Origin of the sequence: Hassallia byssoidea VB512170 (genome assembly GCF_000817785.2) — a bacterium.
GTDB classification, from domain to species: domain Bacteria; phylum Cyanobacteriota; class Cyanobacteriia; order Cyanobacteriales; family Nostocaceae; genus Hassallia; species Hassallia carrinoi.
On sequence record NZ_JTCM02000126.1, the window covers coordinates 1 to 18,420 of the forward strand.

The window sequence follows — 18,420 nt, forward strand, 5'->3', positions numbered from 1 at the left end:
AGACAAAACCGGACAGCCATATAGCTGAAATAGTCGTGGAGTTTTGAGGATCTTTAATACAAGGCTGTCCGGTAATGTCGGCGTTTTAGTGTAGGGGCTGCAACTGAACCGAAGTGTGAGATGAGATTTTCAACTTTCGCTGCGATCGCATAAATTGCCCATTCGAGTTGTGCCATCCTCACAAGTCAACAAAAGCCTGCTGTAGTTGCTACGAATAAGGGCAAACACTTACAAATACGGTTTTTGCGGCTTTTGCGTTAAAATGAAGCAGCAGAAGCACAAGAGCGCAAGAGTTATGCGATCGCGGTCAAAAACAATCCAACTCGTTTGATTATTCAAAATGTGCCCTTAATTGCCGCGTATGTAAGGGTAATGATAATTGGGATGACAATTGGGATAGCAACAATGAGTCCTATTTTGCCAAACCTAATTTCTTGCCCATCCATTTTCAAGATAGCTATTACCCCTGCGATTCCCATTAAAATCCATATAGTTCCAAAGACAATAAAGATAACGAATGATGAGTCATTCATAGTTTTTTCCTTTAAGTAAGTCGCCGTAAATAATTAAAGGTTTGTAACAAGCAATTAGTGCGTTATGAGCGCGTACTACGAGTTTCTTTTAAATGCTTTATGTTTCTTTATATAATTTTATTCTCGCCTACCTTTTTAATAAAGCGTTGCCGCTCTGCGGCTTGCCGAAGGCATCGCCATCTAATTTTTCAGCTAGTTTCAGACGATTTGTTTAGGGAAGATAACTTCATCCTGCGACTCTCACGCGATAGTGGTACTAAAGCTGGGGCTTGATTTTCAGCATTGATGAGTTTAAAGCTTTCCACCACCTTAGATAATTCTGCAATTGTCGATGCCTCAAATACGCTACGCAAAGGTAACTCCAACCCAAAGCTGTCACGCACTCTAGAGACAAGCTGAGTTGCTAATAACGAATGACCACCTAATTCAAAGAAATTGTCATGAATTCCTACGTGCTTGAGTCCCAAAACCTCAGCAAAAATTTTCACCAACACTTCTTCAACCAAAGTCCGAGGTGCGACATAACAAAATTCTGACTTAATCAAAGGTACTCTTAAAGCACGGCGATTTACTTTGCCATTAGCTGTTAGAGGTAAAGATTCCAGCATCACAAAACTAGATGGTATCATGTACTCAGGCAGCTTTTGTGCTAAATAAGTTTGCAACTGCGGTACTAACTTACGTGCTGAAGAAGATTGTAAAGGATTATTAGCGTAACTTCGCCACGGACGCAAGTCAGTGCTGGGTGAAAAAATAATTCTTTTATTTATTGCTTCTTGCTGTACAAAAACTACATCGTAGCGTCCTTCACTACTCGAATCTGACCAGCTAATATTAACGCTGTAGGGTACATCCATATAAAAATCTTCTGGATCTACTCCTAAATTTTCGAGTTCTTGCAAAGATGAGCGCATTACTCCCGCTGTTTTAAAATCTTCTACACCTGATAGCCATTCTGCTGTTTTAACTGCTGTTATCACTCGCGCATTAGGTACATTGGTAATAGCTAAAATATCTGGTTGGTTTTCAATCAATAGCTGACGCACTGCTGAGAGTGTTAAGTTATTTTCAGACCAGTCTAATACTGAATAATCCTTAGTATTATTAACAGTTTCGCTGCCAATATGCAGAATTGCATTGTAACGAAACTGAGTTAATTCATTGCATTCGCGTCCTCGGTTCAGTTGAATTTCTACATGGCTAATTTGGGGAAAACGCTGCTTTAATGCATTAAAAAAAGCTGGCTCGATGACTAACTCTGTTTCTTGAAAAATTTGCATTTGTACCCGTTGCTGCAACTGTTCGCGGGTGAGGGAAGGTTCTGCTTGATACAGTTGCACAGATGCGTGGAAAGCTTGTAAAAGTTGCAGATTCCGCACATCTCCTATAAAGATAAAGCCACCCGGTACAGTTGCCTGAACAGCACCTTCTAATACGCGAATAAGATAATCAATATTAGGAAAATATTGCACCACAGAATTGAGAATCACCGCATCAAAAGTAGCTTCTATTCCCTCAAAGTCAGTTGCCATCTTTTGGTGCAACGTTACTTGCGGCATTTCTTGCTTTGCCAACTGCTGTTGGATGTAGTTAAGTGAAATCGTGGAAAAGTCCGTTGCATAATACTTAGTACAGTGCGGGGCAATTCTGAAGAGTAATAAACCTGTTCCACAACCAATTTCTAGAACTCGCTTAGGTTGTAAAGTTAGAATTTGCGCTACTTGGTTATTCACCCATTCGCGTATTTGTTCTGCTGGAATAGGCTGATTTGTGTAACTACTATTCCAGCCGATAAAATTGAATGTTGGATCGCGATCGCTAGCAGGTTGATTATAAGTGTCGTTATAAAGCATCTGCCATTGCGAAATTTGTTCATCCTGCAATTGCATTAATTGTATATTTTCCTGCTCGTTGCTATATTCACTATTTAGCACAACATAAGCTACTAAACGTTTCTCACCTGCATCCTCAGAAGTCATCACAACAGTTTGCTGCACTGCTGCATGTTGACTCAGCACCGCTTCAATTTCTCCTAACTCAATGCGATAGCCACGAATTTTTACCTGTTCATCCTCGCGATTTAAAAATTCAATTTTACCATCTAATTGATAGCGAACTAAATCACCTGTTTTATAAAGCCGTGCTTTTGACTCGTGGTTAAAAGGATGAGAAATGAATTTTTCAACAGTTAAATCAGAAAGGTTTAAATAGCCTCGTGCTAACCCATCACCACTTATGTACAACTCACCTGGTACACCAATAGGTACGAGTTGTAAATGTTTATCAAGTATATAAACTTGTGTGTTGTCAATGGGACGACCAATTGTAGGTGTTATATTGTCTTTATTCTTAACATTCCCGGAAGTTGTCACAACTGTATTTTCAGTCGGTCCATAGTTATTAACTACTTGGAAAATATGGTCAGCTAAAGGATATTGATGTAGTTTGTCACCACCTGTAAGCAATATTCGTAAAGCTGCGTTATTCGGAAAATCTAATCTGAGAACTTTTTCTGCCAAAGGTGTTGGGAGAAAGCAAATTGTTATCGCTTTTGATATTAGCCAATCTCGTAGATGCTCAGGATTTAACCTAATTTCATCATCTACAAAATATATGCTTGCTCCAGCACTAAGATACGGCAAAATTTCCCAAACACAAGCGTCAAAAGCAACCCCAGCTATCTGCGTTACTCGGTCAAGGTGTGAAACTGCAAACGCTTTTTGATGCCAAAAAACTAAATTTAACAATCCCCTATGTTCAATTTGTACTCCTTTAGGCTTTCCAGTTGAGCCAGAGGTATAAATTACATAAGCTAAGTTTCCTACTGTAACTTGACTGGGAAGATTATCTTCAATTTCTTCAGCAATAATTTCCCAATCTTTATCTAAACAGATTACGTGTGAATTGTGATTTTCCAGCTTTTCAATCCATCGCTCGTGAGTTAATAAAATTGGTACTTGAGCATCTTCAAACATCAAATTACAACGCTCATGCGGATAAGTTGGATCTAAAGGTACATAAGCTCCACCCGCTTTCAAAATGCCCAACATCCCGATTATCATATCAAAAGAGCGTTCTACACAAAGTCCTACTAAAACTTCGGCTTGAACACCCAATTTTTTCAGATAATGTGCAAGTTGGTTGCTGCGTAGATTTAATTCTTTGTAGCTGAGTTGCTTATCTCCAAATACCAATGCTGTAGAATCAGGAGTTTGCTCTGCTCTATTTCCAAATAATTGATGAATGCATCTATCTGGAGGATAATCTACTTGAGTATTGTTCCATTCAATTAACAACTGATGTTGCTCAATTTGACTTAAAAGTGGTAAATTTGCAATTCGCTCTTCGGGATTTGCAACTATACCTTCCAGCAATATTTGGAAATGTCCAAGCATCCGGGTAATAGTAGCTTCATCAAATAAATCAGTTCTGTAAATTACAAAACCGCTGATTCCTTTCGAGCTATCTACCCATAATTGATTGTTTGGTTCTCGCTCCCACAAATGAAATTCTAAATCAAAGCGCGTTGTCTGAGTATCAAATTCTAAAGGACTAAGTATTAAATTAGGTAGTTCTAACGCAGACATAGGCGCATTTTGAAGCGCAAATACCACTTGAAATAACGGATTTTGATTTAAGTCACGCTCTGGATGCAGTTCTTCTACCAGCTTTTCAAAAGGCAAATCTTGATGAGCATAAGCACCCAAAGCTACCTCTTTGACTCGACTTAATAACTCTCGAAAAGTTGGGTTTCCACTTAAGTCGGTACGCAGCACTAAACTATTGACAAAAAAGCCAATTAATGGTTCAATTTCACTACGGTTGCGGTTGGCGATCGCTGAACCCACAGCAATATCTTCTTGCTGGGTGTAGCGGTAAAGTAAAATTTTGAATGCTGCCAGCAAAGTCATGAACAAAGTCACTTCTTCTTGCTGCGATAGAGTTTCTAGCGCTTCGCTCAAGCTTTTTGGTAGTTGCAGAAGTTGCCTTGCACCCTGATAAGTTTGAACTGCTGGTCTTGTGTCAGTAGGCAGATTTAGCATGGAAATGCCATTTAATTGCTTCTGCCAGTAAGCTAACTGAGTTTCTAACACTTCCCCTTGCAGTAATTCGCGCTGCCATTGGGCAAAGTCTGCATATTGGATGGCTAGTTTCGGCAAAAAAGAAGGCTGACCGCTGCTAAAGGCTGTGTAGAGTGCTGCTATTTCACCAATCAGTACCCCGATAGACCAACCATCAGAGACAATGTGGTGCATATTCAATAATAGAATATGTTCTGTTTCATCTAACTGCAAAAGTGTTACTCGTAGCAACGAATCAGTTGATAAATTGAAAGGACGTTGAGCTTCTTGGGTAGTAAGTTGTCGTGCTTGTATTTCACGTTCGGCTTGTGGCAGTTGCCGCAAATCTATTATTGGTAAGGATATTTTTAATGTGGGATTAATTCTCTGAACTGGTTGCCCTTGCACCATAACAAAACTGGTGCGTAAAGCTTCATGACGCTGCACTATTTCGTTAAAAGTTTGCTCTAATGCGATTGAATTGAGCGAACCTTTTAAATGCAGTGCTGCCGGAACGTTATAGAAAGGATTGTTAGGTGTTAATTGGTCAAGAAACCACAATCGTTGTTGAGCAAAGGAGAGGGGAAGATTTCCTGACCGCAAAATAGGTTTGAGGGGTGTGGAAGTATAGTTGGTAGTACGATTAGCTGCTTTTAAAAATTGAATAATTTCTGCTTTATGTTGTTGAATTTCGGCACGCAGTTCTGGTGTTAGAGTTTTTTCAGGTGCGTTACAACGCAATTTTTCTTGTTCGAGAAAAACCTGAATATCTAAGCTGCGAAGATAAGATAGAAATTCAACTATTTTCAAAATTATACTCCTTGGCAAGAGTTGTTAGTTACTGCTTTAGGACTAAAATACGAACCGCAGAGGCACAGAGGACGCAGAGAAGGAATAAGAGTTTAAGAGAGTTTTTGTACTTTTTGATTAACTCAGCATTTGTACCACACTTAGAACATGATAAAAATCATTCTTTGGATTGAGAATATAGAACATTTGAGAGATTGCATAATTTGGATTTTTTGAAGTATGGTGTTGAAGCACAAAGGTAATGCAGTTTACAAGGTATCGCAAGGTTTAAGCTCATGATATTTATGCCCGTCAATTTCCTGTTTGTATGGCTGGTTCAACTGCTGTCGATTGGGGTACTTGGTGGGGGAATCTACATTCTTTATGAGTGGTACGAACGAGAAGTTGTGGGAACTTTCTATTTGGTGGCTGGATTAGTAATGGTTTTGTGGTCTATTGGCGGTCGTTTTATTAGTTTGCCACTTTTGCGGCGTCCTGGAACTGATGAACCTAAGTTTATGCGTAGCAAAACTGTGCAGCGCTTGCCAAGACCGGATGGTAGTGTACTGCAAGTAGAGTTTTTTGGTCCTGAGGATGGTCAACCGATTATTATGTCACACGGTTGGGGACCGAACAGTACTGTATGGTATTATGCCAAGCGACAATTGAGCGATCGCTTCCGACTAATAATATGGGATTTACCAGGGTTAGGAAAATCCTCCAGACCGAAAAACAATGATTACTCAATAGAAAAATATGCCCGTGATTTAGAAGCCGTTATCGCTATAGCCGGGGATAAGCCTGTTTTCCTGCTAGGACACAGTATGGGTGGTATGATTACACTAACCTTCTGTCGGCTGTTTCCTGAGCTTTTGGGGAGTCGGGTAGCTGGCTTAATTCTTGTGGATACTACTTACACCAATCCGGTAAAAACTTGTATTTTTAGTAATTTGGTACGTAAATTACAGAAGCCGTTGCTCGAACCTTTGTTGTACGTCACCATTTTGCTGTCACCGATTTTGTGGTTGATGACTTGGCTCTCATATCTTAATGGTTCGCTGTATATCAGTGTAGAGCTATCTGGATTTACGGGTACAGAAACACGCGGTCAACTAAATTTTGCTGGTTTATTATCAGCATTGGGTTCCCCTAATGTTTTGGCTCGCGGCACATTGGCAATGTTGAAATATGATGAAACAATGACTTTGCCTACGGTTAATGTTCCGGTATTGGTTGTCTGCGGTGCTTCAGATATAGCCACTAAACCTGTTGCGAGCGATCGCATGAAAGCTGAATTACCTTCTTCTGAATTAGTCAGCATTAAACGCGGTGGACATATGGCATTGATGGAGCAAAACCAGCGTTTTTCCGAAGCTGTCAGCGCATTTTGTGCTGGTTACTCGAACTCAAGCGTTTTTCCTTAAAATTCAACTTCTTCTCGCTCCTGACTTATAATATCAGCTTTATCTAATGAAGCTGCCCAAGATGTTGTTTCAATGTACTTAGCAAGTTGTTCAACAGTCGGTGCTTCAAACAAATTGCGTACAGGTAAATCTATTTTAAACGTGTCCCGGATTCGAGAAACTAACTGAGTAGCTAATAAAGAATGACCACCCAATTCAAAGAAATTGTCGTGGATACCTACTTGTTCTTTTCCTAAAATTTTAGCCCAAATTTCCACAAGTAAATCTTCAACCTGCGTCCGTGGTGCCACATAATCTGGTTTATCAAAAGTAATATCAGGTGCTTTTAAGGCACGACGATCCACTTTGCCATTAGGTGTTAGCGGTAAAGATTCGAGTAATACATAGGCTTTCGGCACCATGTATTCTGGTAACTTTTCTTTCAAAAATTGACGAAGTAATAACGCAAGTTTTTGCGCTGATTGCGTCGGTATCTGTTCTTGGTTGGCAACAATATAAGCCACCAACTGTTTATCGCCAGCTATTTCCTCAGCAGCAATAACTACTGTTTCTCTCACCGCTGGATGTTGACTCAGCACCGCTTCTATTTCTCCCAACTCAATGCGGAAGCCGCGAATTTTAACTTGATTGTCAATGCGACCTAAAAATTCAATATTGCCATCTGGTAAATAGCAAGCTAAATCACCTGTTTTGTAAAGTCGCACTCTGAGAAACCCGGTTTCTTCAAGAAACTGGGTTTCTGTTAACTCAGGACGATTTAAATATTCTCGCGCAAGTCCATCACCACCAATATACAATTCACCAACAACCCCAATTGGCACAGGTTGTAAATTAGCATCTAGTAAATAAATTTGTGTATTTGCAATCGGGCAACCAATGGGAATAGATGTAGCTGATTCTGGTACGTTTTCCACCCTGTAATAAGCAGAAAATGTAGTACTTTCTGTAGGACCATAAACATGAATTAAGTGTTTTGGCGAACCATTTTTGAGAATCTTTTTAACCCATCTAATATCAACAGTTTCACCCCCAAATAGTAAATATCGCAAGGTCGCGAAAGCTTGCGGAACATCTCTGGCAATTTGTTGAAATAAAGCAGTAGTCAAAAACAGAACGCTGATACCTTTTTGTCGTAGTTGTAATGCAAATTCATGAGGTGAAAAGATGACATCTTTGCTAATTCCTACAAGTTGGGCACCATTAAGTAGCGCTCCCCAAATCTCGAATGTCGCTGCATCAAAGGAAGTATTCGAGGCTTGAGCAATTTTATCAGTAGGTTGTAATTTTATATAGTTTGTATTGCACACCAATCGATTTACAGCTTTGTGAGTTACAGCTACTCCTTTAGGCTTTCCTGTTGAGCCAGAAGTATAGATTACATAAGCTAAATTATCACTGCTTACGCTGTTTTTCGGGTTTTCTGCGCTTTTTTGGGCAATAATTTCCCAGTTTTTATCTATGCAAATAATTGGATTTGAGAAGCTTTGAAAATGCTTGAGCAACTTTTCTTGTGTTAGCAATACTGAAATTTGTGCATCTTCCAGCATGAAATTTAAACGCTCTTGGGGATAGCTAGGATCTAAAGGAACATATGTTCCCCCCGCTTTCAGAATCCCCAACAACCCGATTATCATTTCTGGTGACTGTGAAATGCAAATGCCTACTAAAACTTCAGATTTTACCCCGATTTTTTGTAAATGCTGTGCTAGTTGATTGCTGCGGATATTCAACTCTCCATATGTCAGAGACGCGATATATCGCGTCTCTACGTTCTCAAAGATTATTGCTATCGAATCAGGATGCTGCTTCACCTGATTTTCAAACAACTGATGGATACACTTATCTTGAGGATAATCAACTTGAGTATTATTCCATTCGACTAATACTTTATAGAGCTTTTCTTCGTTTAATAGCGGTAAATGAGCGATGCGTCGATCTGGATTAGCAACAATGCCTGATAACAGCGTTTGAAAATCTTCCAGCATCCGAGTAATAGTGGCTTTATTAAACAAATCTGTGCTGTAAACCATTACACCTCTAATACCCTCAGAATGCTCCCATTTTGCACCCCATAAACTTCTAAAATCTTCGGAACACTTCCACAGATGTAACTCTAAATCAAAGCGTGTTTTCTTCAAGTCAATATTTATAAAGCTAGGCACTAAACCAGGCATTTCTAGCGCTGACATTGGCGCATTCTGAAAACCGAACACTACTTGAAATAGCGGGTGCTGGCTCAAGTTTCGCTCTGGATGCAGTTCTTCTACTAGCTTTTCAAAAGGCAAATCTTGATGACTGTATGCTCCTAGTGTTACTTCCCGTACTCTAGATAGCAGTTCGCGGAAAGTCGGGTTTCCACTTAAGTCGGTACGTAGCACCAAACTATTGACAAAAAAGCCAATTAATCCTTCGATTTCGCTGCGGTTACGGTTAGCAATTGGCGAACCTACCGCGATATCTTCTTGATGTGTGTAGCGATGAAGTAAAATTTGAAATGCTGCCAGCAGCGTCATAAATAAGGTGACACCTTCTTGCTGCGAAAGCTTTTCTAGTGCATCAGTTAGGTTTTTCGGTAACTCTAGAAATTGCGTTGCACCTTGATAGCTTTGTATAGGCGATCGCGCTTTGTCAATAGGCAGATGTAGTATCGAAATGCCGTTTAATTGCTGACGCCAATAAGTTAACTGAGTTGACAACACTTCTCCTTGCAACCATTCGCGCTGCCAGTGAGCAAAATCGGCATATTGAAGAGGCAGTTCTAACAGTGAAGCCTGGTTTTGTGCAAAAGCTGCGTACAGCGTTCCCAATTCGCGAATCAGCACTCCAATAGACCAATCGTCGCAGATAATGTGGTGCATATTCAGTAATAGAATATGTTCTGTTTCCCAAAGCTGTAGCAGCGTCACTCGCAGCAACGGACCAGTAGACAAATCGAAAGGACGTTCTATCTCTGCGTTAATAATGCACTTTGCTTCAATTTCGCGTTCATCGCTTGGCAATTGTTGAAGGTCTAATATAGAAAAAGGTATTGTTAAGCTGGGAGCGATCGCTTGCAGGGGTTGCCCATCTAATACTATAAATGTGGTGCGTAAAGTTTCATGACGGCGCACGATTTCATTAAAAGTCTGCTTCAGTGCTGCTAAATTAAGCCTCCCTGTCAAGCGAATGACTGTTGGCACATTATAAATAGCATTACCGGGGATCAATTGGTCGATGAACCACAACCGCTGTTGGGCAAAAGATGCAGGAAAGACGAAGACCTCTTCAGAAGACATAACGTACAAACTTTTTGAGCTATGCTTTCAGCATATGAGTTACCCAATTTAACTTCCAACTACCTAATTGAGTGTATGGCTAATCTAATATATATGTAAACAATTAAAAATTCATGCGCTTGTTTATAATTCGCGCCCGCATGTACTAGAAGGGATTTAAACCCCACGCTTTACAGGAATGCTTATAGGAAGCACCGGGTACAAACTTTTTTTAATTATGAATTATGAATTAATAATTATTAATTAAGTTGATGATATTTCCTAATTTCAACAAACATCTAACTTAAGATAGATGCGTAAATCATCAGCTAACAGCATCTTCACCTTACAGACGCGATAAAACCAAAATGAGTATCACCATTGCCGGTTACAACCTCATCGAAGTCATTTGTGACGGTACTACTACCTGTGTTTACCGTGCTACGAGGGAACTAGAGCAAACCTCGGTGATTATTAAAACTATTAAAGCTGAGTATCCGACTATAGAACAGCTTACCCGATTAAGACATGAATATCAAATACTTCAATCTTTAGAGATAGAAGGAATTGTTAAACCCTTAGCTTTAGAAAGCTATCATAATAGTCTTTTGCTAATATTATCAGATTTCGGGGGAGAACCCCTGAAAAATTTTATTACCGCGCAAAAATTGGATTTCAGCAATTTTTTGCAAATTGGTATTCAATTGTCTTCAACGCTTGCTCAAATACATCAAAACAATATTATTCATAAAGATATTAAACCCCAAAATATCCTGATAAACGCGAAAAATAATCAAGTTGAAATTATAGACTTTAGTATTTCATCGTACCTGTCAAGAGAAAATCAGACTGTCAGCAATCTCAATTTGCTGGAAGGCACCCTTGCTTATATGTCACCAGAACAAACTGGGAGGATGAATCGAACAATTGACTACCGAACTGACTTTTACTCCTTAGGTGTCACCTTTTATGAAATGCTAACGGGACAGCTACCCTTTCAAGCTACTGAACCTTTGGAATTAGTTCACTGCCATATTGCTAAAACACCAGTTCCACCGAAAGAAGTCAAGTCAGAAATTCCTCAAGCAGTTTCTGATATTGTCATGAAATTATTAGCTAAGACTGCTGAACAGAGATATCAAAGTGCCTTGGGACTAAAAGCAGACTTGGAAGAATGTCTAAGAAAACTGCAAGCGACTGGGACAATTGAAGATTTCATTGTTGGTCAACTGGATTCATACAGTCAATTTATCATTCCCCAAAAACTTTATGGTCGTGAAAAAGAAGTTGCAAGCCTAATAAATGCCTTTGACCGAGTTAGTCTTGGGGCAACCGAGATAATTTTGGTGAGTGGTTACTCAGGTATTGGTAAATCCTCCTTGGTAAATGAAATTCATAAACCCATCGTCCGTCAGCGGGGTTATTTTATTTCTGGTAAGTTTGACCAATTTAAGCGGAATATTCCTTATGCTTCTATAATTCAAGCTTTTCAAGAATTGATTCGGCAGTTGTTAACAGAAAGCGCTGAAAAAGTAGCAGTTTGGAAAGCAAAACTTTTAAAAGCTGTAGGTTCCAATGGTCAGGTGATTATTGATGTAATTCCGGAAGTTGAACGAATTATTGGTTCTCAGCCTGCGGTTCCGCAATTGGCAGCAACTGAATCCCAAAACCGATTTAATCGGGTGTTTCAACAATTCATTCATGTATTTTGTCAACCCGAACATCCGCTGGTACTTTTTTTGGATGACTTACAGTGGACAGATTCAGCTTCTCTAAAGTTGATTCAACTGCTTGCTTGTGACCTAGATAGCCAATATTTGTTGCTGATTGGAGTGTATCGAGATAACGAAGTTAGTGCGACTCATCCGTTGATGTTGACTTTGGAGGAAATTCAAAAAACGAATGCGGTTATCAACAATATTGTCCTGCAACCTTTACATATCACTCATGTCAACCAATTGGTAAGCGATACCCTACGCACTGACCAACAAAAGTCACAGCCACTAGCTAAGTTACTGTTTAACAAAACTCAAGGAAATCCTTTCTTTTTAACTCAACTGCTCAAATCTCTTTATCAGGAAAATCTGTTGTCATTTAACTTCAGTCAACATTGTTGGCAGTGGGATATCGAGTTGCTGAAAGACATTGATATCACTGACAATGTTGTTGAATTAATGGTCAATCAGATTCAGAAGCTGTCACCGACGACGCAAAATGTCTTAAAGTTAGCTGCTTGTATTGGGGATAAATTTTCCTTAGATATTTTGAGTATTGTGAATCAAACATATTTGTCACAAACAGCAGTAGATTTGTGGGAATCTTTGCAAGCAGGTTTAGTTCTACCCTTAGATGAATCTTACAAAATACCTTTAGTCGGGGAATGGGAAATAAATCATCAATTTCCAATTGCCTACAAGTTTCTACATGACCGCGTGCAGCAAGCGGCTTATTCTTTGATTGCAGATTCTCAGAAAAAAGAAACTCACTTAAAAATCGGTCAATTGCTTCTACAAAAGACTACCCTTGAAGAACGAAAAGAAAATATTTTTGCTTTGGTTAATCAACTTAATTACGGCACCGACTTACTCACCTTAGAGTCAGAAAAATATGAACTGGCTGAACTTAATCTTATAGCAGGTCAGAAGGCGAAAGCAGCGACAGCGTATGAGTCTGCTATCCGCTATTTAAAGGTGGGTTTGGGCTTATTGACAGCAAATAGCTGGGAGGAACAGTACGAAATCACGCTGGCACTCTATGAATTAGCAGTGGAAACAGCGTACCTGAACGGCGATTTTGAGCAGATGGAGAAATGGGCAACGGTTGTCCTGCAACAGGCAAAAACCTTTATTGACAAAATGAAAGTCTATGAGGTGAAAATTCAAGCTTGCATGGCGCAAGTCAAGCAACTCGAAGCGGTTAAGATTGGGTTAGAAGCGTTGGAACTTTTGGGGGTGAGGTTCCCATTGCCAACGGACTTGGATATCGAACAAACACTCTCGCAAACAGCAATAAATTTGACTGGGAAGAGTATAGAAGATTTAATTAATTTACCGTTAATGACAGAGGTAGATAAGCTAGCAGCCATACGTATGCTAACAAGTATGGGTTCTCCTACCTTTCAAGCTGCACCTGCACTATTTCCGTTGGTTGTTTGCGAACATGTTAATTTATCTATTAAATATGGAAATGCTCCTTTCTCTGCATACGGTTATGTTTGTTATGGTGTGATTTTAAACGGGGTAATTCAGGACATTGATTCGGCTTATAAATTTGGTAAGTTGGCTTTAAGTTTGCTAGAACGATACAACGTTTTAGAAATTAAGACAAGTGTATTCTTTGTAGCAGCGGCGTGTACGATTCATGGGAAAGTTCATGTTAGGGAAACTTTGCCACTTTTACAATATGGATATGAAAGTGGACTGGAAAACGGACATTTTGAATATGGTGGCTATGCCGCTATGCAAAAATGCCAATATTCATATTTCATCGGTGAGGAACTGACAAGCCTTGAACGAGAAATGGCAACAATTAGTAATTCCCTGGCTCAACTCAAGCAAGAAAACGCTTTGAGTTGGAATCAAATATTTCAGCAGTCAGTTCTTAACTTGCTGAAATTCTCTGAAAATGCGTGCTGTTTGCTGGGTGAAGTATACAACGAGGAGAAATCATTACCGCTTCTGAGAAAAGCCAATGATAGAACTGGACTCCACTATTTTTATTTAAACAAACTTATTCTCTGTTATTTGTTTGGAGAGTACCAGCAAGCATGGGAAAATGCTGCTTATGGTTCTCAGTATTTAGATGGGGTAAAAGCGTTTCTTGTTGTACAAGTCTTCCATTTCTACGATTCTTTAGCACAACTAGCGATATATCCATCAGCGTCACATTCACAACAAGAACACCTTTTAAGTAGGGTAATTAATAACCAGGAAAAGATGCAGAAATGGGCAGAACATGCTCCAATGAATTTTCAGCACAAATACGAGCTTGTGGAGGCAGAAAAAGCGCGAGTATTAAGTCAATATTGGCAAGCAATGGAATTTTATGATCGAGCGAACGCTCGATCTAAAAACCAGGGATACATCCAAGAAGAAGCGCTCTGCAATGAACTGGCAGCAAAGTTTTATTTTGAGTCTGGCAGAGAAAAGGTAGCTCAAACTTATTTGACTGATGCTTACTATGGATATATTCGCTGGGGAGCGACGGCAAAAGTCAAAGATTTAGAAGCAAGATATCCTCATATCTTATCTCAGATATCCAAGGGAAAAACCAAAGTAGAGATAAGTCAGACTATTAGAACTACAACTATAAATAGTCCCGCTTTTCTGGATTTAGCCGCAGTTTTGAAAGCATCTCTTGCCCTTTCTGGGGAAATGGTTCTAGACAAATTGCTGGCTAAATTGATGCAAATTGTTTTGGCAAATGCTGGAGCAGAAACAGGATTTTTACTTTTAGAAAAAGCAGGGCAGTTATTCATAGAAGCTTCCGGAAGTGTTGGGCATGATATAACGGTGCAGCAATCAACACCTATAGAATCTAGTCAGCAGCTACCAATATCTCTGATTAATTATGTGCGAAGTACTCAGGAAAATATCCTACTAAACGACGCTACCCATCAGGGAGTATTTACCACAGATAGCTATATCATCAACACTAAACCAAAATCTATTTTGTGTACGCCAATTGTTAATCAAGGTAAACTTATTGGCATTCTTTATTTAGAAAATAACTTGACCGCTGGTGCATTTACACCAGAGCGATTGGAAGTTTTACAACTTTTATCCTCTCAAGCAGCAATATCGATTGAAAATGCGCGTCTCTATAATGATTTAGAGGAGTACAATCAAACGCTCAGTGCAAAAGTCGAAGAGCGAACGTTGGAGTTACAAGAGAAAAATTTACAATTACAACAGGAAATTAAAGAACGGCAGCGAGCAGAAGAAGCAGCAAAACAAGCCAACCGTGCCAAGAGCGAATTCCTCGCTAATATGAGCCATGAATTCCGCACCCCGCTCAATGGTATTTTGGGTTATACGCAAATTTTTAATAAAGATAAAAATTTAACTTCTCAGCAAAAGAATGGTATTAACATTATCCATCAGTGTGGAGAACACTTACTGACACTGATTAACGATATTTTAGACCTCTCCAAAATCGAAGCTCGGAGAATGGAACTTGATACAAAAGAGTTTGTTTTTCCGGAATTTATTGAGAGTATTGCTGATATTTGCCGCATTCGTGCCCAACAAAAGGGAATTTCCTTAATTTACAAAACGTTTTCTCCACTACCAAAAGTCATTCGAGCAGATGAAAAACGCTTGCGTCAAGTCTTGATTAATTTACTTAGCAATGCGGTTAAGTTTACAGAAAAAGGATGTATAACTTTTAAAGTGGGCTATCAAAAGGAGAAACTTCGGTTTCAAGTGGAAGATACGGGTATTGGCATTGCACAAGAGCAATTGAAAGAAATATTTTTGCCATTCCAGCAGGTGGGTGAGCGTAGTCGGAAGATTGAAGGAACAGGATTGGGATTGGCAATTAGCCGTCAATTAGTTCAGCTCATGGGTGGGGAATTGATGGTGAAGAGTACTTTAGGGAAAGGAAGCGTTTTTTGGCTAGAGTTGGATTTACCTGAGGTTTTGCAAGAGATTAATGTGAAAAGCGTCGATCGCCGTCACATCATTGGTTTTCTTGGCTGCAAACGGAAAGTTTTGGTGGTAGACGACAAATGGGCAAATCGTTCGGTTTTGCTGAATCTACTAGAGCCTTTAGGGTTTGAAGTCGCAGAAGCAACAGATGGCTTAGACGCTCTTAATAAAGCGCATGAATTTAAGCCCGATGTCATTTTTATGGACTTGGTAATGACCGTGATGGACGGTTTTGAAGCTACCCGTCGCCTCAGAATGTTACCAGACCTGAAGGAAGTGGTGGTGATTGCTGCCTCGGCTAGCGTTTTTGATTTCGATCAAAAGCAAAGTCGAGAAGTTGGTTGCGATGATTTTATCCCCAAACCAATCCGGGAAGCAGAGCTTTTAGAAAAATTACAAATTCACTTGGGGCTGGAATGGGTTTATGAGGAGCAAAAAAGCAGGGAAGAACTCAGCAGTCCCCCACGCACTCAGGACTCATTTGTGGCTCCACCAGCAGAGGAACTAGCAGTCTTGCTTGATTTAGCGATGAGGGGAGACTTAAGAGGTATTACACAACGAGCGATAAAATTAGAGGAGTTGGATGAACGATGGATACCGTTTGCCACTCATTTGCGCCAACTTGCTAAAGGTTTTAAAGGGAAACAAATCTTGGAGTTTCTCAAACAATATTAATTAAGAGATTTTTATGAGTAATTTAACTGAGAAAGGTGTCATTTTAATCGTTGATGATACTCCGACAAATTTAGAGATATTGTTCGATTTTTTAGCCGATGCTCGATTTACAGTGTTGGTTGCAGAAGATGGCGAAAGTGCGATCGCCAGAGCGGAATATGCTCCACCCGACTTGATTTTGTTGGACATACTCATGCCGGGAATAGACGGTTTTGAAACGTGCCGCCGTCTGAAAGACAATCAGTTAACAAAAGATATTCCCGTCATTTTCATGACCGCACTTTCCGAAACAGTCGATAAGGTCAAAGGCTTGAATCTTGGTGCAGTCGATTATATCACCAAACCGCTTCAGCATGAAGAGGTTTTAGCCCGTATCGAACTTCATCTTCGGCTGCGGAACCTAACTAAAACACTCCAAGAGCAAAATCTGCAAATCCGCGAACAAGCTGCTTTGCTTGATATCACCACAGATGCAATTTTGGTTACAGACTTCGACAACCAAATCTGTTTTTGGAACAAAGGAGCTGAACATTTGTATGGATGGAAGGCAATAGAAGCAATTGGCAAGAAAGCTAATCAACTTCTGTATCCGCTGGAAACTCAATCTCAACTCCAAAACCTCCAAGAAAGTTTACCTATTGGTGGTTCCTGGCAGGGTGAGTTGCATCAAGTGACCAAAGAAGGCAAGGAAATAATTGTTGCTAGCCGCTGGACTTTGATGCGCGATCAAAATGACCAACCTAAATCGATTCTTACGGTCAACACCGACATTACAGAGAAAAAACAACTCGAAGCGCAGTTTCTCCGAGCGCAGCGACTGGAGAGCATTGGCACGCTTGCTGGCGGCATTGCACATGACCTAAACAATATTTTGACTCCAATTCTGGCGGCAGCGCAACTGTTACCGCTAAAACTCTCTCATATTGATGAGCAAAGTCAGCAGATGTTTAAGATTATAGAAACTAACGCTAAACGCGGAGCGGCTTTGGTCAAGCAAGTGCTACAGTTTGCACAGGGAGTTGAAGACGAGCGCACGATTGTGCAAATAAACGATCTGTTCTCAGAAATTAAGCAGATTGTCCAACAGACATTTCCTAAATCGATTGAATTTTCTACAAATATCAAGTCAGACCTTTGGGCTGTCGTTGCCGATGCCACACATTTGCATCAGGTGCTGATGAATTTAGTCGTCAACGCTCGCGATGCCATGCCCGACGGGGGGACTTTGAATATCTCTGCGGAAAATGTCTTCATTGATGAACAGTATGTCCGCATGAATCTTGAGGCAAGTGTTGGTCCCTACATTGCGATCGCTGTTACAGATACAGGCATCGGCATGTCCCCAGAAATATTGGATAGAATATTCGAGCCGTTTTTCACCACTAAAGAGTTTGGCAAAGGTACAGGTTTAGGTCTTTCAACCGTGAGGGGCATTATAACAAGTCATAATGGTTTTGTCAAGGTATCCAGCAACGTTGGCAGAGGAACTGAATTTAAAGTGTTCTTGCCAGCAGTGCAGGCAACAGCAACGTCACTTGCAGAAAACCTCGAACTACCAAAAGGAAACGGAGAATTAATTCTGGTTGTCGATGACGAAGCCCCAATTTTAGAGACGACCAAAATCTCGTTAGAAACGTACAATTATAAAGTGTTGACAGCCAGCGATGGAATTGAGGCGATCGCGCAGTATGCCCAGCACAAAGATAAAATTAGTGTGGTCTTGGTGGATATGATGATGCCGTCGATGGACGGAGCGCTCACCATTCGCGCATTGCAAAAAATGAATTCCCAAGTCTTGATTATTGCTGTCAGCGGTTTGGTAGCCAGTAACAAACTCATGGGGGTTGCTCAAGTCAAAGCATTTCTTTCTAAACCCTACACTACAAAGGAATTATTGCAAACTTTACAGCGATTAAAGCTGAAGGAACACGAAAATGTGCCTCGTACCCAGCCTCCGAAATTAATACCCAACTAAAATTATGTCTGGTTAAAAACTTATCATTAAGGGGGCAGGGGGCAGGGGGCAGGGGGCAGGG

7 protein-coding genes are annotated in these 18,420 nt (G+C 40.1%); 3 read left to right on the forward strand and 4 right to left on the reverse strand.

Going from position 1 to position 18,420, the window contains the following annotated elements:
• Window positions 1-53: 53 nt before the first annotated feature.
• The 3 genes from PI95_RS37060 to PI95_RS30375 form a co-directional block, all read right to left on the reverse strand.
• Window positions 54-176, reverse strand: coding sequence for a hypothetical protein (locus tag PI95_RS37060; RefSeq protein ID WP_268896845.1), 123 nt, complete (start codon window positions 174-176; stop codon window positions 54-56).
• 159 nt (window positions 177-335) lie between these two features.
• The gene (locus PI95_RS30370) at window positions 336-533 is read right to left on the reverse strand and encodes a hypothetical protein (protein WP_039747484.1); all 198 of its coding nucleotides are present in this window, start codon (window positions 531-533) and stop codon (window positions 336-338) included.
• 188 nt (window positions 534-721) lie between these two features.
• Entirely contained in the window at window positions 722-5,404 is a 4,683-nt protein-coding gene (locus PI95_RS30375) for a non-ribosomal peptide synthetase (RefSeq protein WP_039747485.1), read from the reverse strand.
• Window positions 5,405-5,688: 284 nt separating this feature from the next.
• On the opposite strand from PI95_RS30375, the gene PI95_RS30380 reads away from it, so the two are divergent.
• Complete coding sequence (locus PI95_RS30380; RefSeq protein ID WP_236117260.1) at window positions 5,689-6,807, forward strand: alpha/beta fold hydrolase; 1,119 nt, start codon at window positions 5,689-5,691, stop codon at window positions 6,805-6,807.
• Here the strand turns inward: PI95_RS30380 and PI95_RS30385 are convergent.
• Window positions 6,804-10,082, reverse strand: coding sequence for a non-ribosomal peptide synthetase (locus tag PI95_RS30385; protein ID WP_052325205.1), 3,279 nt, complete (start codon window positions 10,080-10,082; stop codon window positions 6,804-6,806). The two genes, PI95_RS30380 and PI95_RS30385, sit on opposite strands and share 4 nt — an antisense overlap.
• A 347-nt stretch (window positions 10,083-10,429) precedes the next feature.
• Here PI95_RS30385 and PI95_RS30390 point away from each other — a divergent pair, with 347 nt between their 5' ends.
• Entirely contained in the window at window positions 10,430-16,384 is a 5,955-nt protein-coding gene (locus tag PI95_RS30390) for a hybrid sensor histidine kinase/response regulator (RefSeq protein WP_039747488.1), read from the forward strand.
• Window positions 16,385-16,397: 13 nt separating this feature from the next.
• On the forward strand, window positions 16,398-18,359 hold the full coding sequence (locus tag PI95_RS30395) for an ATP-binding response regulator (RefSeq protein WP_052325206.1): 1,962 nt from the start codon (window positions 16,398-16,400) through the stop codon (window positions 18,357-18,359).
• Window positions 18,360-18,420 lie beyond the last annotated feature (61 nt).